This window comes from Rugamonas sp. DEMB1, from assembly GCF_029834475.1.
GTDB lineage: Bacteria > Pseudomonadota > Gammaproteobacteria > Burkholderiales > Burkholderiaceae_D > Rugamonas > Rugamonas rubra.
On the sequence record NZ_CP122407.1, the window covers coordinates 4,017,471 to 4,038,424 of the forward strand.

At 68.7% G+C, this 20,954-nt stretch carries 19 protein-coding genes; 8 read left to right on the forward strand and 11 right to left on the reverse strand.

Features of this window, described 5'->3' with window-relative positions:
• Positions 1–89: 89 nt before the first annotated feature.
• The 4 genes from QC826_RS18310 to tsaB are packed head-to-tail and all read right to left on the reverse strand — an operon-like array spanning position 90 to position 3,295.
• A complete protein-coding gene (locus QC826_RS18310; RefSeq protein ID WP_279761867.1) occupies positions 90–1,058 on the reverse strand; it encodes a DUF1853 family protein in 969 nt (322 codons plus the stop codon).
• Entirely contained in the window at positions 1,042–2,103 is a 1,062-nt protein-coding gene (locus QC826_RS18315) for a uracil-DNA glycosylase (protein WP_279761868.1), read from the reverse strand. Before QC826_RS18315 ends, QC826_RS18310 begins: the two co-directional genes overlap by 17 nt.
• Positions 2,100–2,570 carry a ribosomal protein S18-alanine N-acetyltransferase gene (gene rimI / locus QC826_RS18320; RefSeq protein ID WP_093388553.1) on the reverse strand — a complete coding sequence of 157 codons (471 nt, stop codon included), beginning with the start codon at positions 2,568–2,570 and terminating at the stop codon, positions 2,100–2,102. Before rimI ends, QC826_RS18315 begins: the two co-directional genes overlap by 4 nt.
• Positions 2,567–3,295 carry a tRNA (adenosine(37)-N6)-threonylcarbamoyltransferase complex dimerization subunit type 1 TsaB gene (gene tsaB, locus QC826_RS18325; protein WP_279761869.1) on the reverse strand — a complete coding sequence of 243 codons (729 nt, stop codon included), beginning with the start codon at positions 3,293–3,295 and terminating at the stop codon, positions 2,567–2,569. Before tsaB ends, rimI begins: the two co-directional genes overlap by 4 nt.
• 177 nt (positions 3,296–3,472) lie before the next feature.
• On the opposite strand from tsaB, the gene QC826_RS18330 reads away from it, so the two are divergent.
• Positions 3,473–3,901: a thioredoxin family protein gene (locus QC826_RS18330; RefSeq protein WP_279761870.1), complete on the forward strand. Its 429-nt coding sequence runs from the start codon at positions 3,473–3,475 to the stop codon at positions 3,899–3,901.
• Positions 3,902–4,018: 117 nt separating this feature from the next.
• On the opposite strand, the gene QC826_RS18335 is transcribed toward QC826_RS18330, so the two are convergent.
• Together QC826_RS18335 and QC826_RS18340 are read right to left on the reverse strand one after the other, a co-directional pair.
• Positions 4,019–6,295: a xanthine dehydrogenase family protein molybdopterin-binding subunit gene (locus tag QC826_RS18335; protein WP_279761871.1), complete on the reverse strand. Its 2,277-nt coding sequence runs from the start codon at positions 6,293–6,295 to the stop codon at positions 4,019–4,021.
• Between the two features lie 67 nt (positions 6,296–6,362).
• Positions 6,363–9,491 (reverse strand): EAL domain-containing protein, encoded by a 3,129-nt coding sequence (locus tag QC826_RS18340; RefSeq protein WP_279761872.1) that lies wholly within the window; start codon positions 9,489–9,491, stop codon positions 6,363–6,365.
• Positions 9,492–9,737: 246 nt separating this feature from the next.
• Between QC826_RS18340 and QC826_RS18345 the strand changes: the two genes are divergently transcribed.
• A complete protein-coding gene (locus QC826_RS18345) occupies positions 9,738–10,244 on the forward strand; it encodes a DUF1993 family protein (protein ID WP_093388549.1) in 507 nt (168 codons plus the stop codon).
• Positions 10,245–10,354: 110 nt separating this feature from the next.
• Here QC826_RS18345 and QC826_RS18350 read toward each other — a convergent pair whose 3' ends face one another.
• Together QC826_RS18350 and QC826_RS18355 are read right to left on the reverse strand one after the other, a co-directional pair.
• Positions 10,355–10,543, reverse strand: coding sequence for a DUF1289 domain-containing protein (locus tag QC826_RS18350; RefSeq protein WP_093388548.1), 189 nt, complete (start codon positions 10,541–10,543; stop codon positions 10,355–10,357).
• A 1-nt stretch (position 10,544) separates the two neighbouring features.
• On the reverse strand, positions 10,545–11,102 hold the full coding sequence (locus QC826_RS18355) for a DUF1415 domain-containing protein (RefSeq protein ID WP_279761873.1): 558 nt from the start codon (positions 11,100–11,102) through the stop codon (positions 10,545–10,547).
• Positions 11,103–11,448: 346 nt separating this feature from the next.
• On the opposite strand from QC826_RS18355, the gene QC826_RS18360 reads away from it, so the two are divergent.
• The 3 genes from QC826_RS18360 to QC826_RS18370 all read left to right on the forward strand — a co-directional run bounded on the left by QC826_RS18360 (position 11,449) and on the right by QC826_RS18370 (position 13,922).
• The gene (locus QC826_RS18360) at positions 11,449–12,825 is read left to right on the forward strand and encodes a transglycosylase SLT domain-containing protein (RefSeq protein ID WP_279761874.1); all 1,377 of its coding nucleotides are present in this window, start codon (positions 11,449–11,451) and stop codon (positions 12,823–12,825) included.
• Positions 12,826–12,832: 7 nt separating this feature from the next.
• The gene (gene fabI / locus QC826_RS18365; protein WP_279761875.1) at positions 12,833–13,624 is read left to right on the forward strand and encodes an enoyl-ACP reductase FabI; all 792 of its coding nucleotides are present in this window, start codon (positions 12,833–12,835) and stop codon (positions 13,622–13,624) included.
• A gap of 124 nt (positions 13,625–13,748) precedes the next feature.
• Positions 13,749–13,922: a hypothetical protein gene (locus tag QC826_RS18370; RefSeq protein ID WP_409567670.1), complete on the forward strand. Its 174-nt coding sequence runs from the start codon at positions 13,749–13,751 to the stop codon at positions 13,920–13,922.
• Positions 13,923–13,972: 50 nt separating this feature from the next.
• Here the strand turns inward: QC826_RS18370 and QC826_RS18375 are convergent, their stop codons facing one another.
• Positions 13,973–14,269: a hypothetical protein gene (locus QC826_RS18375; RefSeq protein ID WP_279761876.1), complete on the reverse strand. Its 297-nt coding sequence runs from the start codon at positions 14,267–14,269 to the stop codon at positions 13,973–13,975.
• A 279-nt stretch (positions 14,270–14,548) separates the two neighbouring features.
• On the opposite strand from QC826_RS18375, the gene QC826_RS18380 reads away from it, so the two are divergent.
• The 3 genes from QC826_RS18380 (at position 14,549) to QC826_RS18390 (ending at position 16,722) form a co-directional block, all read left to right on the forward strand.
• Positions 14,549–14,941, forward strand: a complete 393-nt coding sequence (locus tag QC826_RS18380) for a hypothetical protein (RefSeq protein WP_279761877.1) — start codon at positions 14,549–14,551, stop codon at positions 14,939–14,941.
• A gap of 111 nt (positions 14,942–15,052) precedes the next feature.
• A complete protein-coding gene (locus QC826_RS18385) occupies positions 15,053–15,673 on the forward strand; it encodes a sigma-70 family RNA polymerase sigma factor (protein ID WP_279761878.1) in 621 nt (206 codons plus the stop codon).
• Positions 15,670–16,722, forward strand: coding sequence for a hypothetical protein (locus QC826_RS18390; protein ID WP_279761879.1), 1,053 nt, complete (start codon positions 15,670–15,672; stop codon positions 16,720–16,722). Before QC826_RS18385 ends, QC826_RS18390 begins: the two co-directional genes overlap by 4 nt.
• Positions 16,723–16,776: 54 nt before the next feature.
• Here the strand turns inward: QC826_RS18390 and QC826_RS18395 are convergent, their stop codons facing one another.
• Together QC826_RS18395 and QC826_RS18400 are read right to left on the reverse strand one after the other, a co-directional pair.
• Positions 16,777–17,769: a GyrI-like domain-containing protein gene (locus tag QC826_RS18395; RefSeq protein ID WP_279761880.1), complete on the reverse strand. Its 993-nt coding sequence runs from the start codon at positions 17,767–17,769 to the stop codon at positions 16,777–16,779.
• Positions 17,770–17,883: 114 nt separating this feature from the next.
• Positions 17,884–20,871, reverse strand: a complete 2,988-nt coding sequence (locus tag QC826_RS18400; protein WP_279761881.1) for a VIT domain-containing protein — start codon at positions 20,869–20,871, stop codon at positions 17,884–17,886.
• Positions 20,872–20,954: the final 83 nt, after the last annotated feature.

Below are 20,954 nucleotides of genomic sequence, written 5' to 3' on the forward strand. Positions count from 1 at the left end.
CTGACCCCGTACGGCGCCAAGGCGGGGAGTCAGACCCCTTTGGGCGCGGGGTAAGGCCGGCATCCCGGTGGCCTGACTTGACTGCGAAATCAGGCCGGCAGCAAGCCGGCCGTGCGCCGCGCGGCGGCCTGCGCCTGCCAGTCGTCCGGCACCACGAAGCCGCGACGCCGCTCCACCAGCCAGCCGCCCTGCTCCACCACCGCCGCCACCATCACCGGCGCGGCCAGCGTCTCCATCCGCAGCGTCAGCTCCTGGCGCAACTGCCACGGATTCAACACCGGCGTGTCGCCCGCGCCCTTCCACGGCGCCAGCCATTGCAGGCGTGGCAGGACGATGAAGCGCTCGTCGTCGGCCGCCTCGAAGCGCGCCAGCGCGCTCCAGAAGCCGTGGCAGTGCGGCGCGGCGATGCCGGCCAGCGCCGGCGTGCGCCCCTGCGGATAGAACAACCAGCCCTTCACCAGCGCCTGCGCCAGATCGACCGGCTGCGGCAGCAGCGGCCGCGCCGCCGGATGCAGCGCCAGCGCGAGCTGCTTGTCGAGGATCTTGCGCATCTTGGCGCCCAGCGTGTCGGCCAGGTTGGGGCCGATCAGGCGGTTGACACCGTCGCCGTCGGGCAGCTCGTCGAGCAGATAGAACTTGGTGGCGAACTCCCAGTGCAGCAGGCGGGCGCCGTCGCGCAGCAGGAAGTCGAACTCGCCGACGGTGTCGTTGCGGTTGGCGCGCACTTGCAGGCCGTGCGCCACCAGCGTGCCGTGTTCGGCGAAGTAGAAGGCCATCAGCTTCTCGGCGTACAGGCCGAGGCGGGAATAGAAGCGCGTGCCGAGCGCGGCGTCCAGCGGCGCCGGGTCGCGCTCGAGCGCGTGCAGCCAGTCGACGCCAGCGGCCGACAAGGGGCCGAGGCTGGCGATGCGGCCGCGCCACTGCGGCGCCGCCGCGTCGAGCAGGTCGGGCGCGTCGAGCAGCCAGGCCAGCGCCCGCACGTGGGGCCGGGTCAGCCGGCTCCAGCGGCGCTCGAACAGCGCCTGGAAGCTGGCCTCGTCCTCAGGCCTCGCCGGCATGGGCCGCCCTGGCCAGACACAGGTCGGCCCATGCCTTGGCCTTGTCTTCGGGCCGGCGCAGCAGGTCTTCCGGGTGGTAGGTGGCCACCACCGGCAACGCGCCGTAGCGCAGCACTTGGCCGCGTGCGGCGGCGCCCAGCAGGCCCTTGGCGGCGGCCTGGCCCAAGGTCAGCACCATGGCGGCGCCGCTCAGCACCAGCTCGCGTTCGAGGAAGGGGCGGCAGGCCGCCACCTCGTCCGGCGTCGGCCTGCGGTCGGCGCCGTCGGCGTCGGACGGCCGGCACTTGACCAGGTTGGTCACGTGGACGTCGGTGTCCGGCGCCAGCGCGATCGCCTTCAGCATGTTGGCCAGCAGCTGGCCGCCGTCGCCGGTGATGGCGCGGTTTTCCTTTTCGTCCAGCCGGCTCGGCGCGGCGCCGATGGCGATCCAGCCAGCGCTGCCCTCGCCCCGGCCCGGCACCGTGCCACGGCGGGTGGCGCACAGGTCGCAGCGCGTGCAGCTGGCGATGGCCTGCTTCAGGCCGGCCCAGTCCAGCGCGGCGATGGCCTCGTCGGCGATGGGCGCGGCGCGCGCCGGGGTTGGGGCGTCGTCGAACCAGGCGGTCGAGTCGGCGTCATCGACGCCATCGGCAACATCGGCGGCAACCGGCATGGCCGGCACGGCGGCGGCCGGCGCGCGTGCGGCAACGGACGCGGGCGCAGCTTCGGCTAGCGGTGCGGATGCGGCGGCATGCTCCAGCGCGTCGTCGTGCGACCGCGCCGCCACCTCAGCGGCGAGCACTGGCGCTAAGGCCGGGGGTGCGGCCGACATCGCGGCGATGGCGGCGGCGCCGTCAGGTAGGTCATCGGCGACGGCGGCCATGACGGCGGCGGCGAACGAGGCGGCCGACTGCATGGCCGGCGCCTCGTCTTCCGCCAGCAGTTCGGCCGGCGCTTCGATCGGCTCGGGCATCGCCCCGGCCGGCGGCAGGTTGCGGCGCGACCATTGCGGGCCGACGCCCATCTCTTCCAGGAACACCGCGCTGCGGCCTGTGATCTGACTCATAAAACAAACCGCATAACGATCGCGTCCTCGCGTTGCTGATTGGCGGCCGGGTAGTACGCCTTGCGCCGGCCGATTTGAATAAATCCATAGCGCTGGTAGATCGCCAGCGCCCGCGTGTTCGACGGCCGCACCTCCAGCAGCATCGACTCCATGCCCAACCCGCGCGCGCAGGCGCAGGCCTGGTTCAGCAGCAGCCGGCCCAGACCCTGGCCCTGGCGCTTCGCCGCCACGGCCACGTTGAGCAGATGCGCCTCGTCGAGGATCGCCAGGACCAAAAAATAGCCCAACAGCTCACCGCCCTGGTCGCGCAGCAGCCAGGCTTGGTAGCCGCTGGCCAGCGAGTCGGCGAAGTTGGCGCGGCTCCAGGGATGCGGATAAACCGACTCCTCCAGCGCCAGCACCTGGTCGACGTCGGCCTCGCCCATCGGCTCGTATTGGAGCCGGGCAAGATCCCACTGTTGACTCATGCCGGCGCCCCGGCCGCCTTCGCCGCTTGCGCCGCCTTTTCCGCGTTGATATCGCGCCGCTCGGCGCTGGTGAAGGCGATCTTGTTGCGCAGGTAGAGCGGCTGCGCCTCGGCCGCCGTCACCGTGGCGCCGGCCGCCAGCGCGAGGCGCGCCAACTGGGCGATCTGCACGGCGTGCGGCATCACCTGCGGCTGCGCGGCGGCGGCGAAGTCCCGGCCGGCGAAGGCCTCGGCGTAGGCCGACAGGCCGTTGCCGCAGGCCGCCGGGCTGCCCTGCGGCGCCACCGCCTCGGGCGCCGACAGGGCCGGCGCCAGCACCGCGCGCAGGCCGTCGGCGTAGTGGTACTGCGCCCAGTAGACCTCGCCCATGCGGGCGTCGAGCACGGCCAAAATATCCGCCGCGGCGGATTGTTGGTGGCAGGCCAGCGCCATCGCGTCCAGGGTCACCACCGGCACCACCGGCAGGTTGGCGCCGAAGGCCAGGCCTTGGGCGATGCCGCAGGCGGTGCGCACGCCGGTGAACGAGCCGGGGCCGGAGCCGTAGGCGATGGCGGCGCAGTCGGCCAGGGCGATGCCGGCCTCGGCCAGCAGTTCCTGGACCATCGGCAGGATGGCTTGCGAATGGGTGCGCACGCCCGACGACTCGCGGGAGAGGACGACGTCGTCCCGCAGCAGGGCGCAGGAGGCGAGTTCGGAGGAGGTTTCAATGGCGAGAATAATAGGCATGGCGTATTTTAACCCGCCGCGCCGGGCCGGGGCAGGTCCGGACGCGGCCGATTTGGCGCCGGGGCCGCCGCGGCGGCGATTTTTTTTGGCCGGCGCCGCCGCCGGCCGGCCACGGCGCGCCGCAGGCTGTAGAATATGCGCGATCGGCGCCCGGCGCCCGTTTGGCTTCGACCTACCATGCATAGTGTGACCCTGAACAACGACAACCGCGACGACGTGGCGGCGGCCCTGGCCGGCGAACGCTGGATCGTCGCCTGCCTGTGCGCCGCCTGGTGCGGCACCTGCGCCAGTTATCGCACCCAGTTCGAGGAGGTGGCGGCGCGCCACCCCGACAAGTTCTTCCTGTGGATAGACATCGAGGACCACGCCGACGTGGTCGGCGACCTCGACGTCGACAACTTCCCCACCCTGCTGATCCAGCGCCACGACGTGGTCGCCTTCTTCGGCACCATGCTGCCCGACCCGCACCTGGCGCACCGTCTGGTGATGTCCAAGGCCGAACAAAGCGACGAGGAGCTGGCCGCCACCGCCGTCAGCAGCGAGGAGCGGCGCCAATGGCAGCGCGACTGCAACCTGCGCACGCTGCTGGGCGCCGCGCTGGGTTGAGCCAAGAAGCCCCTTCGTCACAAACCTGGCAAATCAAGGGGCTGCGAATCGAGGGTCAGACTCCCCGCCTTGGCGCTAGGGTCTGACCCTGGCTCGGGGCCGCCGGTGCCTTGAATCTTAAGCCAAGGTCAGCGGCAGGCTGCGCAGGCGCTGCCCGGTCAGCTTGAAGACGGCGTTGGCCACCGCCGGCGCGATCGGCGGCGTGGCCGGCTCGCCCATGCCCTCGGGCGGCTCGGCGCTGGCGATGATGATGGTCTCGACCTCGGGCGCCTGGCCCATGCGCAGCACCGGGTAGTCGTGGAAATTGCTCTGCTCGACCTTGCCGTCCTTGATCGTCACCGCGCCGAACAGCGCCGCCGACAGGCCGAACACCACCGCCGACTCGGCCTGCTGGGCGATGATGTTGGGGTTGACGGCGATGCCGCAGTCGAGCGCGCAGACCACCCGGTGCACGCGGATCTCCCTGCCCTCGACCGACACCTCGGCCACCTGCGCGACGATGGTGCCGAAGGACTGGTGCAGCGCCACGCCGTGGGCGCGGCCGGCCGGCGCCGCGCCGGCCCTTGCCACCGCCGCGTCCAGCACGGCCAGGTGGCGCGGATGGCGCGCCAGCAGCGCGCGGCGGAAGGCCACGCCGTCCTGGCCGGCGGCGTGGGCCAGCTCGTCGACGAAGCTCTCCTTGAAGAAGGCGTTGTGCGAATGGCCGACCGAGCGCCAGTAGCCCAGCGGCACCGGGCTGTCGACGATGACGTGGCGGATGCGCTGGTTGGCGAACTCGTACTGCATGTCGAACTCGCCCTCGGCGGTGGTCTTGTCCGGCCCGCCCGGCGGCAGGCCCAGATTGCGCTTGAAGAACTGGTGCGACACCGAGCCGCTGGCCGAGTGGTTGTCGTAGGCCAGCACCTTGCCGCCCGCGTCCAGTCCGGCGGTGAAGCGCGCCAGCGCGGCCGGCCGGTAGACGTCGTGGCCGATGTCGTCCTCGCGGCTCCAGATCAGCTGCACCGGCGCGCCGCCGCACTGCATGGCCACCGCCACCGCCTGCGCCACCATGTCGACGTCGAGCCGGCGGCCGAAGCCGCCGCCCAGCAGGGTCACTTCCAGCACCACGTCGGCCGCCGCCACGCCGGCCACCTTGGCCGCCGCCTTGACCGCCAGGCTGGGCGACTGCGTCGCCGCCCACAGCCAGACCTTGCCGTCCTTGACCTGGGCGGTGCAGTTGACCGGCTCCATCGCCGCGTGCGCCAGATAGGGCGCGCGGTACTCGGCGTTGAGCACCTTGGCCACGCCGCCCACGCCCCGCTGGATGGCGCCCACCTCGCCGGCCTGGTGGTAGGCGTAGCCGCTCTCGCTGTCGAGCTTGGCGGCGAACTCCTGGAAGATCTGCTCGCTCGACAGCTTGCCGTGCGGCCCCTCGGTCCAGGTGATCGGCAGCGCCAGCGCGGCCTGCCTGGCCTGCCAGTAGCTGGCCGCCACCACGGCGGCGCCGGCCCGCGCGCCGCCCAGCGGCGACAGCGCGGCCGAGAAATCGACCACGCGGGACACGCCGGGCATGCCCTTGACGGCCTGCGCGTCGACGCTGGCGACGGCGGCGCCCAGCACCGGCGCCATGCGCACGGCGGCGTACAGCAGGCCGGGCGGCCGGGCGTCGATGCCGAAGCTGGCGCTGCCGTTGACCTTGGCCGCGCTGTCGCGCCGCGGCGCCGGCGTGCCGATCAGTTTGAAGTCGCGCGGCTGCTTCAGGCGCACCTCGCCCGGCTCGCTCAGCGCGGCGCGCGCCGCCAGCGCGCCGTAGGCCAGGCGCTTGCCGCTGGCGTGCAGCACGAAGCCGGCCTCGGTGCGGCACTCGGCCGGCGCCACCTTCCACTCGTGCGCGGCGGCCGCCACCAGCAGGGCGCGGGCGGTGGCGCCGGCCTCGCGCATCGGCCCCCAGGCGTCCTTCACGCTGGACGAGCCGCCGGTGATCTGCAGCCCCAGCTCGCGCGCCACCTTGCCGACGGTCCACTGCGCCACCGCCTTCAGATTGCCCTGCTCGTCCGGGTGGAAGGGCAGGCCGTCGCGCAGCATGGCGACGTTGCCGTAGATGCCGTCGAGCGGCGCCTGCAGCAGGCGCACCGCCGACAGCGGCACGTCGAGCTCCTCGGCCACCAGCATCGGCAGCGCGGTGTGCACGCCCTGCCCCATCTCGCTGCGCGGCATGGCCACCGAGACGCTGCCGTCGGTGCCGATGGCGACCCAGCCGTTGAGCGCCACCGCGCCGCCGGTGAGCGGCAGCGGATGGCTGGCGCGCAGGCGCTGGCGCGGCGGCAGCAGGCCCCAGCCGACCAGCAGCGCGCCGGCGGCGGCGACGCCGCTGAAGAGGAAACGACGGCGCGACAGTCTGGTCGGTTTGAGCATGGTGGCTTTCGTGGCGGTGGTGGCGGTGGCGGTGGCGGTGGCGGTGGCGGGATTCGGGTCTGCTCGCCTAGGGTTTCGGGCGCCAGCGCGTCAACAGGTCGCCCGACAGCACCGGCCGGCTGTAGTAGTAGCCCTGCGCCAGGTAGCAGCCGTGGCGCAGCAGGAAGGCGGCCTGCTCCTCGGTCTCGACGCCCTCGGCGATCACCGACAAGTTCATGCTCTTGCCGAGCTGGATGATGGCGATGGCGATGGCCTCGTCGTTCGGGTCGGTCGAGATGTCCTTGATGAAGGAGCGGTCGATCTTCAGCGTCTGCACCGGCAACTGCTTGAGGTAGGCCAGCGAGGAGTAGCCGGTGCCGAAGTCGTCGATGGCCAGGCCGACGCCGATCGAGTGCAGGTCGTTGATGAACACCAGCGCGTCGCCGGTGTTCATGATGACCGACTCGGTCACCTCCAGCTGCAGGCGCTGCGGCTCGAGCCCGGTCTCGCGCAGGATCGCCGAGACCATGTTGACGATGCTGCCGCGCTCGAACTGCTTGGCCGACAGGTTGACGGCGATCTTCGGCACGTACAGGCCGTCGGCCTGCCAGCGCACCATCTGGCGGCAGGCCTCGAACAACACCCACTTGCCGAGCTGGTTGATGAAGCCGGTGTCCTCGGCCAGCGGGATGAAGCGCACCGGCGGCACCGGCCCCAGCTCGGGGTGGTTCCAGCGCACCAGCGCCTCGACGCCGATCAGCCGGCCGGTGTCGATCTCCACCTGCGGCTGGTAGTTGAGGAACACCTCGTCCTTCTCGATCGAGCGGCGCAGGAAGGTCTCCAGGCGCAGCCGCTCGACGCCCTCGCCCGTCATCGACGGGGCGTAGAAGCTGTAGCCGTTGCGGCCGCGCGCCTTGGCCTGGTACATCGCCACGTCGGCGTTGCGGATCAACATGTTGAGGTCGGCGGCGTCGGCCGGGAACAGGCTGATGCCCACGCTGCAGGTGACGAACAGCTCGTGGCCGGCCACCATGAAGGGCTGCTCGAACATCGCCACCAGCTTCTCGGCCACCATGCTGGCCTTGTACTGGCCCTCGACGTCCTCGAGCAGCACGATGAACTCGTCGCCGCCCAGGCGGGCCAGGGTGTCGCCCTCGCGCAGCTTGTCCGACAAGGCCTTGGCGACCTGCTTGAGCAGCTCGTCGCCGATGTGGTGGCCCAGCGTGTCGTTGACGTTCTTGAAGCGGTCCAGGTCGATGAACAGCAGCGCCAGCTGCTCGTCGTCGCGCACGGCGCGCTGCAGCGCGTGCTGCAGGCGGTCGTGGAACAGCAGGCGGTTGGGCAGCGCCGTCAGCGGGTCGTGGTGGGCCAGGTGGTCGAGCTTCTCCTGCGACTCCTTGGCCTTGGTGATGTCGCTGAACACGCCGACGTAGTGGGTGGCGATGCCGCGGTGGTCGCGCACCGCCGAGACGGTCAGCCATTCCAGATACAGCTCGCCGTTCTTGCGCTGGTTCCAGAGCTCGCCGCGCCAGAAGCCGGTGGTCATCTGCTCGGTCCACATCTGCTCGTAGAAGGCCTCGTCGTGGCGGCCGGAGCGGGTCAGCGTGCGGTCGCGGCCGATCGCCTCCTGCTCCGCGTAGCCGGTGATCTGGCTGAACGCCGGATTGACCGCGACGATGCTGCCGGCCGCGTCGAGCACCACCACGCCGTCGGCGATGTGCTCGATGACGGTGGCCGACAGGCGCAGCTTCTCCTCGGCCTCCTTGCGCGCGGAAACGTCGGCGTAGACCCAGATGCTGCCCTCGTTGGCGCGGCTCTGGTCGATCGCGCAGCCGCTCACCAGGCACCAGAACAGCGTGCCGTCGCGGCGCCGGTAGTGGCGCTCCTCGTTGAAGTACTCGCCGGCGGCCAGGGTCGGATACTGCCGCGCGCCGGCCTCCTCGTAGTCGACGCTGTCGGGGAACAGGATCGCCGTCGAGGCGCCGACCATGCTGCCCGGCGCGTAGCCGAACAGCTCCTCGCAGCGCCGGTTGACCGAGACGATGTGGCGCTGGCGCACGAACATCACGCCGAACATCACGTTGTCGAGGATCGCGCTCTGCTCGGCCAGCAGGGCGGAGATGCGCATCTCGTTGTGTTTGCGCTCGCTGATGTCGGCGATGATGCCGTCGATCCACGGCGCCAGTCCGCCCGCCTCGTGCGGCTGCGGCTGGCCGTTCTCCGACACCCAGCGCTCGGTGCCGCTGGCGTCGACGATGCGGTATTCGATCTCGTAGGGCTGGCCGTCGCGCACCGCCTGGCCGACGCAGTGGCGCTGGCGCTTGCGGTCCTCCGGGCAGATCAGGTTGGCCCAGGAGTGCGAGGTGCCGCGCATGAACTGGGCCGCCGAGTAGCCGGAGATGTCCTCGATGGCGTCGCTGATGAAGTCGATCGGGCCGTCCGGGCGGAAGCGGAACACCGCGCCCGGCACCTGGGTGACGATGGTGCGGAAGCGCTCCTCGCGCTGGCCGATGTCCTCGAACAGGTGCTTGATGGCGACGCGCATCTGCTCGAGCTGGCCGGCCAGGCGGCCCAGCTCGTCGCTGCCGGCCAGGTCGAGGCGGGTCTCGAAGTCGCCGTGCGACAGGCGGTCGGAGAAGCGCATCAGCTTGCGCAGGGGTTTCAACAGGCGGGTGTTCAGGAACAGCACGATCAGCAGCAGCGACACGGTCAGCTGGGCCGCCAGCACGAACACGTAGGACAGCTGTTTCTCGCGCAGCTCCTGCTGGCTGCGGGCGTCGTCCATCTCGACCATGATGCGGCCGATGCGCTCGCCGCGCACCAGGATCTCGCGCTCGGCGCGGTAGACGTTGCCGATCGGCCGCTGCGGCGAATGCACGTGCATGAACTGGGTGTCGGCCTGGCCGACCACCTGCACCTGCACCACCGAGCGGTCGCGCATCACCGACTCGACCAGCGAATGGGCCGACTCGGCGTTCATGTTCCACAGCGACTCCTGCATGCCCAGCGCCAGGATGTCGGCGTTGCGCTGCAGCGACTCGTTGAGCGCCGTCTTGGCCGACTGCTGCTCGTGCACGCCGATCAGCAGGTAGCTGCCGATGATGGCCGGGATCACCAGGCCGCCGAACACCACCAGCAACAGGGCGCCGTAGATCGACAGGCCGTACAGCGCGCCCAGCCTGGCGCGTAAACCTTGATAGATGGATTTGCCGGTCATGCGGCCAGCAGCACTGCGGCAGCCTGTGTATAAGTTTGCATCATCGAGCTTCGTTAAGTGGAGACACTACTGCGGCCGGCGCCGGGCGGCGCGGTGCGGCTAGCTGGCCTGGCAAACTTTTCCCTCAGTGGAATTATGCACGGAAAAAGGGGCAAAAGTCACCAACTTGCGGACCGCGCCGCGCCGCGCCAAGCAAAAAACGCGCAAGCTTGCTATCATCGCCCCTCTTATTACGAGGAACCCGCCATGACCCTTTCCATCTACTCCGCCTCCATCCCGGTCTTCAAACAGATCCTCAACAGTCTGCTGGTCATCCTCGACAAGGCCGAAAGCCACGCCGCCGAGAAGAAGATCGAGCCGAACGCGCTGCTGCAGTTCCGCCTGTTCCCCGACATGCTGCCCTTCACCCGCCAGATCCAGATCGCCTGCGACTTCGCCAAGGGCTGCGGCGCCCGCCTGGCCGGCGCCGAGGTGCCCGCCTACGACGACACGGAGCAGAGCTTCGCCGAGCTGAAGGCGCGCATCGTCAAGACGCTGGCCTTCATCGAGGCGCTGCCGCAGGACCAGATCGAGGGCAGCGAGACGCGCGCCATCACCACCGGCAGCGGCGAGAAGACCAAGCACTTCACCGGCCAGACCTACCTGTTCCACTACGCCCTGCCGCACTTCTTCTTCCACGCCACCACCGCCTACGACATCCTGCGCCACAACGGCCTGGACATCGGCAAGAAGAACTTCATCGGCAGCTACTAAGAACGGCGCGCGCCGGCGGCTAGGCAAACGGTCACAGGGTCAGACCCTAGGGTCTGACCCTCGGCATCCGCGGCTCTGCGCACCGACCGCCGGCGCGGCGCCTTGCCGCCTCAGGTGTTGCGGCGCGGGTAGCCCTGCGCCAGGATGCGCTGCCAGACCAGCTCCTTGGCCTCGGCCGTCATCGACACCCAGTGCGCCACCTCGATGACGCTGCGGCCGCAGCCGCGGCAGATCTCGTCGAAGGTGGTCGAGCAGACGGCCACGCAGGGCGTGTCCGGCCGCGGCGGTAGCGCCGTCATCTCACTTCTCCGCCATCAGCTTGTCCCAGCCGTCGTGGCCCAGCTTGCGCAGCGTCTCGATGTTCTTCTCGAAAATGTCGCCCGCCTCGGGGAAGGCCTCGACGGCGCGCTCGACGCTGTCCTCGCGCAGCAGGTGCAGCGTGGGATAGGGCGCGCGGTTGGTGAAGTTCTCGATGTCGTTGATGTGGGTGTCGGCGAACTGGTATTGCGGGTGGAAGCTGGCCACCTGCAGCTCGCCGACCAGGTCCATGTCCTCCAGCGCGGCGTCGGCCACGTCGAGGAACTCGTTGTAGTCGGCGAAGTCGGCCAGCACGTGGGGGTGGATCAGCAGGGTCGTGTCGACCGCCTCGGGCGAGGTGTCGGACAGGCGCTGCAGCTCGTCCATCAACGTGCTGAGCAGCTCCTCCGGGGTGGTGGCGTCGCTGACCACGTAGCGGATCTGCTTCTTGACGTGGACCGCCTTGGCGAAGGGGCACAGGTTCAGGCCGATGACGGCCTTCTCCAGCCAGCTGGTGGTCGCGGCGATGATGGCGGCGTGGTCCGCGGCGGGGGTGTTCATATATATGTTTCCTTGTTGGGTGAGGCGATGCTGCGCTCGACAGGGCAAATTGTACGCACTCTTTGCGCCATCTCATACTTTATGGCCGCGCCGCTTGCCCAACAGCGGGACGCGGCACACAGTGCAGGCAAGGCAAGGGCATGTTGCCGCGCGCCCGTTGTTGCGGCATGTTCAGCTATTCTGCCGGCAACTTCACTGTATTTTCTCGAAACTATTGCCAAAAAGAATTAACCTGGAACGCCGTCATCAGGCTGACATATTTCTTGACTCAACTAGTCGACCTTCGTACACTCCACGTTTATTCATGGTAAGTCCGATGTTTCTCAGTCGACAACAATGGAAAACTATGCAAGCAAGCTCTAACACCTCCGCCGTCCTGGCCGCCCTGCTGATCGCCCTGGCGCCCGCCGCCGGCCACGCCGCAGACGCCGCCACGGGCGGCGCGCCGCTGTCGGCCCCGTCGCGCAGCGCCAGCAGCATCGCCGATGCCACCGCCCGCGCCGAGCGCGCCGCCAAACCCGCGCTGAGCGAAGACGCGCTGCGCGAGACCGACGTCTGGGGCCGCATCCGCACCGGCTACGCCATCCCCGACCTGGACAACTCCCTGGTCGCCAAGCACGTCACCTGGTACAGCACCCGGCCCGACCACATCGCCCGCACCACGGCGCGCGCCTCGCGCTACCTGTTCCACGTCGTCAACGAGCTGGAAAAGCGCGGCATGCCGACCGAACTGGCGCTGTTGCCCTTCATCGAGTCGGCCTTCAACCCGCAGGCCCTGTCGAGCGCCAACGCGGCCGGCATGTGGCAGTTCGTGCCCGGCACGGGACGCGACTTCAACCTGAAACAGAACGTCTTCAAGGACGAGCGGCGCGGCATCGTCACCTCGACCGACGCCGCGCTGACCTATCTGCAGCGCCTGTACGACATGTTCGGCGACTGGCAGCTGGCCCTGGCCGCCTACAACTGGGGCGAGGGTTCGGTGCAGCGCGCCATCAAGCGCAACCAGGCGCTGGGCAAGCCGACCGACTTCGACAGCCTGGCCGACCTGATGCCGGCCGAGACGCGCAACTACGTGCCCAAGCTGCAGGCGGTCAAGAACATCATCGCCAACCCGGGCCAGTACGGCCTGTCGCTGCCGCTGATCGACAACCAGCCCTACTTCACCGCCGTCGACAAGACCAGCGACATCGACCTGACCATCGCCGCCCAGCTGGCCGAGCTGTCGGTCGACGAGTTCAAGGCGCTCAATCCGCAGTTCAACCGCCCCGTCATCACCGGCGGCGAGAAGACCAAGATCCTGCTGCCGCAGGAGAACGCCGAGAAGTTCCACCTGAACCTGGCCCAGTGGGGCCGCGCCCTGTCGACCTGGACCACCCACAAGATCACCGGCGCGCGCGAACGCATCGAGACCCTGGCCTCGAAGTTCCACACCACGCCCGAGGTGATCCGCCAGGCCAACAACATCCCGCAGAGGTCCATGCTGGTGGCCGGCTCGACCATTTTGGTGCCGAAGATCTCGTCCTCGCTCAACGTCGACATCGCGCCCGAGGTGGCCGACAACGCCACCGTCAACTACGTGGCCGACCGTGGCGGCAAGCGCACCGGCAACTACAAGGCGGCCAAGGGCGGCAAGGCGTCGGACGACGACGCCCCGGTCAAGCTGGTCAAGGCGCGCGTGCCGCGCAACGCCGCCGGCCGCAAGGGCCACCGCAACGACGACTGATCCTGCCATGGCTTTCCTGCAAGGCAAAAGGATCCTCATCACCGGCCTGCTGTCGAACCGCTCCATCGCCTACGGCATCGCCGGCGCCTGCCGGCGCGAGGGCGCCGAACTGGCCTTCACCTATGTCGGCGAGCGCTTCAAGGAGCGCATCACCGAGTTCGCCAAGGAGTTCGACAGCACGCTGGTGTTCGACTGCGACGTCGGCAGCGACGAGCAGATCGCCGCCCTGTTCGGCGACCTGGCAGGCCACTGGGACCACCTCGACGGCCTGGTGCACGCCATCGGCTTCGCCCCGCGCGAGGCGATCGCCGGCGACTTCCTCGACGGCCTGACGCGCGAGAACTTCCGCATCGCCCACGACATCTCGGCCTACAGCTTCCCGGCCATGGCCAAGGCGGCGCTGCCGCTGCTGCGCGAGGGCTCGGCGCTGCTGACCCTGTCCTACCTGGGCGCGGTGCGCGCCATCCCCTACTACAACACCATGGGCCTGGCCAAGGCCTCGCTGGAGGCCTCGGTGCGCTACCTGGCGGAGAACCTGGGCAAGCTGGGCGTGCGCGCCAACGGCATCTCGGCCGGCCCGATCAAGACCCTGGCCGCCTCCGGCATCAAGGACTTCGGCAAGCTGCTCGGCTTCGCCGCCGCGCACGCGCCGCTGCGCCGCAACGTCACCATCGAGGAGGTCGGCAACACCGCCGCCTTCCTGCTGTCCGACCTGGCCTCCGGCATCACCGGCGAGATCACCTACGTCGACGGCGGCTTCTCCCACGTCATGGGGCTGAACGCGGAAGACTACGCCTGAGTTTGCGGATGGTGCGGGCTGGATATGGCCAAGCGCCGAATCGATTTCGAGGTGTCGTGCAACGCCAAACAGTTGCCTTGCCCGGCCTGCGGCGTGGGCCGCCACCTGGGGTTTGAAGCAGGCCTTGCGCGAGGTCTATCGCGGCGCCGTGGCCGCTAACCGCGCCACCAAGGCGGAGCAGGACTTGTTGGACTGGCGATCCTGGGCGCGCCGCTGCCGCCGGGAACCGATCAAACGTCTGGCCAACATGGTATGTCGCCTGAGATCAATTCCCACCCGGAACGGTATAAAGCCATAATTCTGGGGTGTAGCGACCTGCATTCGTAACCGGAAACAGGGCTGGCATTCCTATTTTAATGCAATTGCGAATTTATATATAAATATCAACAGAATTGAAAGAAATGAAGAGATGGCCAAATTTTCAAAAAAATTACTGCTGAAAATTCCGCTATCATCGTCATTGTGATTTTTTGATTTTATATAATGTGGCAAGTTGCTAAGGATGATGATTCCGAAAAGCAGCATCGGCGATACCGTAATTGTTTTTCCGAACATGGCTGGAAAAGCAGTCGATGCCAATCCAATAATTATGGCAAATACCACACCTCCCGCATTGCGGTAGCTTTTATGGCTTTTTTTAATCATTTGTCTCTCCTTGTTTCATGAACATGCCCTCCGGGCATGTTCACATTACAGCATCGTTGGTTTTATTCCGCGGTCATACTATAAACGATGTAAGCAATAGCGCCGCCTACGATAGCGTCACCGACTAAACCTCAGGCGCCAAATTCGACTCCCGTCCGCATGCAACAGCCAGCTCCACGCGCAATATTACTGCGCATCTCAAAGCATCAGCACTTGTCAGAAACTATTTTCAGACTATAACATGTTGCATTATGGGAAATATTCACTGATTGTCACACCTTGGCAGAAAGCTACTCGCCTGAAATTGCCGATGGCGCGGTTGCGGCCGAGGGCGATCCGTCCTATGATGGAACGATGGAAGCTAGGCTAACAAAACTCGAAGAGTTCGCCTCGGATGCCAAGGAGCGCCTGGCAAAGATCGAGGTGCGCCTCGACCAAACCGCCACCAAGGCGGACATTGCCGATGTTCGAGCCGACCTGCACGCGCTAACCTTGACGATGGTCAAATGGATAGTCGGCACCGTCTCCGGCCTCGGCATTGCCGGGATCACCATCATGACCTTCGTGCTCAACAATGCCGTGCCGAAATCGGCTGCGCCCGCGCCCATCGTCATCTACGCCCAGCCGGCGCCGGTCGCCGCAGCGCCGGCCAAGCCGCCAGTCAAGCCATAGGGGCCATCCGCCGCACGGACTGATAGAGTGACCCGCGCCTTCCACCCGGCGGCAAGCCTGCTTGCGGGTAAGGTGTTGCATCGCCATGCCGTTGCCCCTACACTTGCCGGCATGTCAATTGAGCCGACCGACGAGACCCTGATGCTGCGCTACCGCGACGGCGACCTGGGCGCCTTCCAGGAGCTGTACCGGCGCCACAGCGGCGGCTTGTACCGCTTCGTGGCTTGGCGCTCGCCGCGCCGCGACTGGGTCGACGAGATCGCCCAGGACAGCTGGATCGGCCTGCACCAGGCACGCGCCCGCTACCAGCCGCAGGCCAGCTTCCGCACCTATTTGTACCAGATCGCGCGCAACCGCCTGATCGACCTGCAACGCCAGCCGCAAGCCCTGCTGGCCAGCGAGCTGGGCGCCGACCGCGACGGTGCGCCGCTGTTCGACCAGCTGGCCGACGGCGCCCACGCCGCGTCCCACGCCGACGCGCGCCACAGCAACCAGGAGCAGGCACTCGACGCGCGCCAGCGCCAGGCCGGCCTGCACGCCGCCATTTACACGCTGCCGGTCGAGCAAAAGGAGGCGCTGGTGCTGCAGCAGTTCAGCGGCATGAGCCTGGAGGAGATCGCCGCGCTGGTCGACGCGCCGGTGGAGACGGTGAAAAGCCGGCTGCGCTACGCCATGCGAAAATTACGTGAACAATTGTCGACCGGACTGGCCGCGCAAGGGGAGCAGGCATGACTAGCAAGGGCAAAGACCACTTGGACGACGACGAGTTCGAGGCCTTCCTGCGCGGCGACGGCGCGCTGGCGCGCCAGCTGTCCGCCCTGCCCCAGCCGCAGGCGCCGGCCGCGCTGGACGCCACCATCCTGGCCGCCGTGCGGGCCGACTTGGCGGCGCCGGCTTCGACTTCGACTTCGACCAAGCTAGCGGCCAACGACCCAGCACCGGGCGCCGGCGAATCCACCGCCGGCGAACTGCGTCCGCAGCCGACCGTGAGCAGGCTGGCGCGCTGGCGCATGCCGCTGGCCACCGCCGCCAGCGTCATCGGCGCCATCTCGCTGATGCTGCAATGGCAGCGGCAACCCGAGTCCGAACGCATCGCACCACCGCGTCAAAGCGCCGTAGCTCCCGCCACGGCCGAATCGATCACCGTGGCTGCCGCACCCACGGTCGCATCTGCTCCGACCGCACCGGTTCCTGCGGCTCCTGCTGCACCTGCTGTTGCTCCTGCTCCGAAACCTACCGCTGCGGCTGCCCCTCCGGCCCCCGCTCCCCCTCTTGCCGCTTCGGCCGCGCGCGCCGCAGTGCCGGGTTCCAAGATGTCGACCGAAGAAACCGTCGCGCGTGACAATGACGCGGCGCGTACCCATATAGCACCACCGCCCAAGGCCGCACCGGCGTCGGCCAGTGTCTTGGAAAAGCCTGCTGCTGAACAATCCGTCTACGCCCGCGCCACCAGCGCGCCCGCCGGCTACCTAAGCGCGCCGGCGCCGGCAACCGTAGCACCGCCCGCGCCGGTCGCCGGCTACGGAGCGCCCGCCGCCAGTGATGCCGTCAACGTGACCGTCACCGGCTCGCGTCTCATGGCCGCGCCAACCGGCCCGGCCGCCGCTGCCAAGCCGGCCGAGGCGGCGCGGGCGCAGGCCTGGTTGAACGTTATCGACGAGATGCTGAAGGCCGAGCTGCGCCAGGACGCGCTCAGCGAGTGGACGAGATTTCGCTTGGCCTACCCGGACCACCCGGTGCCCGAGACCCTGCGCGCGAGGATCAAGGCGGCGCAGGAATAGCTCGCCATCGCCGCCACGATGTCGGCGATGGCGAGCTACATTGCTGGTAAAAGTTTAGAGCGCACGCACCGGAATGCACAGCTCACAGCTGAACTCGCCCGTCAGCGGATCGAGCGCGCTGGCCGGCGCGAACTGTTCGAAGCAAGGCCGCTCGTCGCACTGCAGACCGCTCGACGGCAGCCACTCGCGCATCAGCGTCATCCACGCCCCGCCGATGCTGGCCGGGCTACCCTTGAATTCGGCCACCGCGTAGCGCCCGCCCGGCAGCGAACCGACGCTGACCATGCCGTTACCCCGGAAGTCGTCCGGCACGGCGACGCAGGCGTCGTAGCGGCACTTGTCGGCGGCCGTCACGCTGGGGTCGTCGTGGCCGACGCCGAAGCACAAGCGCCCCTGCAAACCGTTCGACTGGATCCACGGCGCCACCTTGTCGCGCCAGAACGCAGTCACCGGCGCGCCGTAGGGGCCGATGTGGCGATGGTAGGCTATCCGCACTCGCGGCAAATCGATTACGCGTACTTGCATGTTGTTCTTTCTATGAAGTTGGGAAGAGACTCCATAGTCGCCGGGCGCGCCCCCGCCCGCCTGATCGTGCTTGCTATCCGCCTGATCCGGATTGCTCTGCGGCGCGCGCAGCGCCGCCAGTTGCGCCGTCCGGCGCTCGGGCGCGCCGGCGCGCCAGGCGGTCGGCGTGCAGCCGAACTTGAGCTTGAAGGCGCGCGCGAAGGCCTCGCCGGAACCGAAGCCGCAGGCCAGCGCCGTCGCCAGCACCGAGGCGCCGCTGCCGCAAGCCAGCCGCTGTGCCGCCACCTCCAGGCGGCGCCGGCGCGCGTAGTCGCCCAGCGTCTCGCCCATCCAGGCTGCGAAGATGCGGTGGAAGTGGAAGCGCGAGAAGTTGGCCACGTCGGCCAACTGGCTCAGCTCCAGAGGCGTGTCGAGGTGGGCGTCGATGTAGTCGAGCACGCGGTTCATGCGCAGCGCGTATTCGGCGCGGGCGATGCGCCGCAGCGGCGCGTCGTCTTGGGACGGTTGTTCGGCAAATGTCATGGTTGCCGATTATGCCACGGGCGGAACACGCCGATTGTGCCGAGTATGCCGAGTATGCCGAGTATGCCGAGTACGCCGATATCGTGACCCTGCAGCGGCACTCCGGTCCCCGCCCTACTTCGGCTTGACCTCGAACTCGCCCACCAGCACCGTCTCGCCGCGCCCCTTCAAACGCAGCGTGATCAGCTTGTCCTGCGCCGCGCCGCCGCCGAAGCCGCCGCTCAGGCGCAGCTGCAGCGTGGTGGCGGCGGCCACCAGCTGCTGCGTGCTGCCGTAGAAGTTGGCCTCGATGCGGTACTTGCCCGGTTTGGCGTGGCGCAGCGAGAACTCCTCCGGCCCGTAGCCGCCGGTGAAGTCGAGCGACATGCGGCCGCCCTGGTAGCTGAAGCGCTTGCCGTAGAAGCAGCGCTCGCCGTTCGGGTCGGTCACCCACAGGTCCATGTCGCTATTGTCGGCGTCCCAGCTGAGCACCGCGCGCAGGTCCAAGGGCATGTTCTTCAGCAGGCGCGGGTCGATGCGGCTGGTGTCGAGCGCGGCCTTGCGCGGCGCGTTGGCGACGATGGCGTTCAGCTCGGCCAGCGCGATCAGCTCGATCTCGGCGAAGCGCTGGTCCCACGGCCGCAGCACCACTTCGTACAGCTGGTCCACGGCCTGCTGGGCGTGGCCGGCGGCGGCGTGGGCCAGGCCCAGGTCGCGGAAGGACTGCGGCTCCTCCTCGGCCAGCTCACGCACCTTTTCGAACACGCCGATCGCCAGTTCCGGCGCGCCGGCCTGCATCAGGCGGTAGCCGAGGATGCGCAGCACCTGGCGGTTTTCCAGATCCATCTCGGCCAGGTTGGACAGCACACGCAGCGCCAGCTCGCGCTGGCCGCGCTCGAACAGCAGGTCGGCCACGTCGAGGAAGAAGGCGCTGCTGTTGGTGTAGGACGGCCGCTCGTCGAGGTAGATGGCGTACAGCCGGTCGGTGCCGGCCGCCTGCAGGCGGGCGATGTAGGGCGCGTCGGCGCGCCATTTTTGCAGCGACACGCCGATCTCGCTGGTGCCCGACGTCGCAGACTTCGACTCGGCCCGGTGCAGGAAGTTGGTCGCCGCCGCCACAACCGCCGACTCGGCCGCCGGCCCCGCCGGCGCCGGCGCGCCATACGCCAGATCGCCCTGCGTCACGCGGCTGCCGCCCACGACGACCTTCTCGCGCTCCCACGACGGCGCCGGCGCGGGACGGGCCAGCGGGCGCGGCGCCGGGAGCGGCGGCATATCGTCGGCCGGCTCCTCGGCCATTCCGGGCTTGGGCGGCAGCCGATACAAAAAGTCCTTCGGATAGGACTTCTCCCACCAGGCCACCTTCTGCTCGAAGGCGCGCACCACCCGCTCGAGCTGCTTGCCGCGACGCTGCGCCAGATCGCCGCGCCGCAGGCCCTCGAGCGATTCGAACGCGGCCAGGTACTGGGCCGGCGGCGCGACGTCGTAGCGCACGTAGTCCTCCAGCGTGTCGAGCACCAGCAGCGAGGTCTCGCGCGTCGGCATGCCGAACTGCGTGCCGAGGCGGCGGATCGCCGCGCGGTGCAGCTCGTAGTCGGCCTCCAACTGGTGCAGCTTGTAGCCGGCCCACAGCTGCGCCGCCAAGGCGTGCTGCGGCGCGGCCGACGACAATTCGATGTTCAGTTCCACCGGTCGGCCCTGCTGCTGCAAGGTCAGTTGTAGCTGCGCCGTCGGACTGGTCAGCTTGCCGGCCAGGCGCAGCAGGCCGGGTTGGCCGTCCACCGCGTCGACCGGCGCGCTCAACACCTCGCTGGCGCCGTTGGCGCGGATCGCGCGCAGCTGCACGCCCTCGCTCAGCAAGGCCTGCGCCGCCGCGCCTGGCAGGTCGGCGCGGATCTGCACCAGGCGCCCGCCAGTGCGCTCGGCCAGCGCGGCCAAGCGGCCGCTGTCGGCGCTCAGCGCGGAGTTGAGCGCGTACAGCCGCTGCCCCGCCTTCAGCTCTGGGAAGCGCTGGCCGCCGTAGTTCAGCAGGCCATCGCTAACCAGCAGGTATTCGCCCACGTCGGCCTGGGCGCGCCAGTCGGCCAGCGCGCTGGCGCCGTCGTACACGGTGTCCTGCAAGGCCTTGCGCAGCGCGTCCCAATTGCCGTTGACGACCTTGTAGCTGAGCGTCGCCTCGGCGCGGTCGCGCAGGCGGGTCAAGCGCACCTCGCCATCGCCCAGCGCCTTGAAGTAGCGCTCCAGTTCCACCAGCTCGGCGGCGTGGGCGCGGTTGGCGCCGGAGCCGGAGCTGTCCCACAGCAGGCCGACCACCTTCGGCAGCACCCGTGCGCCGCGCGGCGCGGCCAGGGACAGCGGCAGCGGCAGCGGCGGCAGCGGCACCTCGGCCATGAAGTAGGTGGCGCCGTCGAACTGCTGGACGAAGCTGCGCGGCTCGGCGCTGGCCGGCAGCAGCAGCTTGAGCGTGCCGTCCAGGCTAACGTGCTCCTTGACGATCTGCGCCTCGTAGCCGCCAGCGCGCCGGGCGAAGGCCAGCTCCGCCAAGGTGCCGCTGGCCTGCGGCGCGGCGTCGGCGCCGTTCAACTGTAGCCGCAAGTTCAAGCCACGCGCCACCTCGCCATACGCCAGCGGCAGGCGGTAGGCCCAGTTGGCGCCCTCGCGCTCGAGCGGCTCCGCATACGTCAATTCGACTGTCCGCGTGCCCTGCGCGGCGATCGGATACACGCGCAGCTGGAAGTTGTTGCCCTGGGTTTGCTCCAGCAGCGCCGGATCGACACGGCGCCGCTCCAGCTGCTCGACGATCTGCCGTCCCTTGGCCTTCTCCACCGGCACCGCCGGCCGCAGTTGGCCCTCGACGTCGAGCGCGAAGGCGGTGATCCGCTGGCCCGGCAGCAATGGAAACTGCAGCCGCCCCTCCAGCGCGCGCTGGTTCGGATTGAAGAACACCATGCGCACCCTGGTCAGCGCCATGCCGCCGCTGACGCTGCCGTCTATGTCCAGGCTTTGCAGGCGCAAGGGCCGCTCGCCGCCTATCGTCGTCATGATCTGCGGTGCGGCAGCGGCGCGAGCGGCGCCCGCCACGCAGCACAGCGCCAGCATCAGCGCCACCATTCGTCCCGCCATTCGTCCCACCGTTTGCTGCAACATAGTCGCCTCCGTGTTCCCGGAACATCCCGGCATGGAACGTGAAACGGACGACACGGCGA

What these genes read in the sequence shown, in the direction of transcription:
- QC826_RS18310 (WP_279761867.1), bottom strand. Translation starts at nt 1,058, where the DNA reads ATGCCGGCGAGGCCTGAGGACGAGGCCAGCTTCCAGGCGCTGTTCGAG.
- QC826_RS18315 (WP_279761868.1), bottom strand. Translation starts at nt 2,103, where the DNA reads ATGAGTCAGATCACAGGCCGCAGCGCGGTGTTCCTGGAAGAGATGGGC.
- rimI (WP_093388553.1), bottom strand. Translation starts at nt 2,570, where the DNA reads ATGAGTCAACAGTGGGATCTTGCCCGGCTCCAATACGAGCCGATGGGC.
- tsaB (WP_279761869.1), bottom strand. Translation starts at nt 3,295, where the DNA reads ATGCCTATTATTCTCGCCATTGAAACCTCCTCCGAACTCGCCTCCTGC.
- QC826_RS18330 (WP_279761870.1), top strand. Translation starts at nt 3,473, where the DNA reads ATGCATAGTGTGACCCTGAACAACGACAACCGCGACGACGTGGCGGCG.
- QC826_RS18335 (WP_279761871.1), bottom strand. Translation starts at nt 6,295, where the DNA reads ATGCTCAAACCGACCAGACTGTCGCGCCGTCGTTTCCTCTTCAGCGGC.
- QC826_RS18340 (WP_279761872.1), bottom strand. Translation starts at nt 9,491, where the DNA reads ATGACCGGCAAATCCATCTATCAAGGTTTACGCGCCAGGCTGGGCGCG.
- QC826_RS18345 (WP_093388549.1), top strand. Translation starts at nt 9,738, where the DNA reads ATGACCCTTTCCATCTACTCCGCCTCCATCCCGGTCTTCAAACAGATC.
- QC826_RS18350 (WP_093388548.1), bottom strand. Translation starts at nt 10,543, where the DNA reads ATGACGGCGCTACCGCCGCGGCCGGACACGCCCTGCGTGGCCGTCTGC.
- QC826_RS18355 (WP_279761873.1), bottom strand. Translation starts at nt 11,102, where the DNA reads ATGAACACCCCCGCCGCGGACCACGCCGCCATCATCGCCGCGACCACC.
- QC826_RS18360 (WP_279761874.1), top strand. Translation starts at nt 11,449, where the DNA reads ATGCAAGCAAGCTCTAACACCTCCGCCGTCCTGGCCGCCCTGCTGATC.
- fabI (WP_279761875.1), top strand. Translation starts at nt 12,833, where the DNA reads ATGGCTTTCCTGCAAGGCAAAAGGATCCTCATCACCGGCCTGCTGTCG.
- QC826_RS18375 (WP_279761876.1), bottom strand. Translation starts at nt 14,269, where the DNA reads ATGATTAAAAAAAGCCATAAAAGCTACCGCAATGCGGGAGGTGTGGTA.
- QC826_RS18385 (WP_279761878.1), top strand. Translation starts at nt 15,053, where the DNA reads ATGTCAATTGAGCCGACCGACGAGACCCTGATGCTGCGCTACCGCGAC.
- QC826_RS18390 (WP_279761879.1), top strand. Translation starts at nt 15,670, where the DNA reads ATGACTAGCAAGGGCAAAGACCACTTGGACGACGACGAGTTCGAGGCC.
- QC826_RS18395 (WP_279761880.1), bottom strand. Translation starts at nt 17,769, where the DNA reads ATGACATTTGCCGAACAACCGTCCCAAGACGACGCGCCGCTGCGGCGC.
- QC826_RS18400 (WP_279761881.1), bottom strand. Translation starts at nt 20,871, where the DNA reads ATGGCGGGACGAATGGTGGCGCTGATGCTGGCGCTGTGCTGCGTGGCG.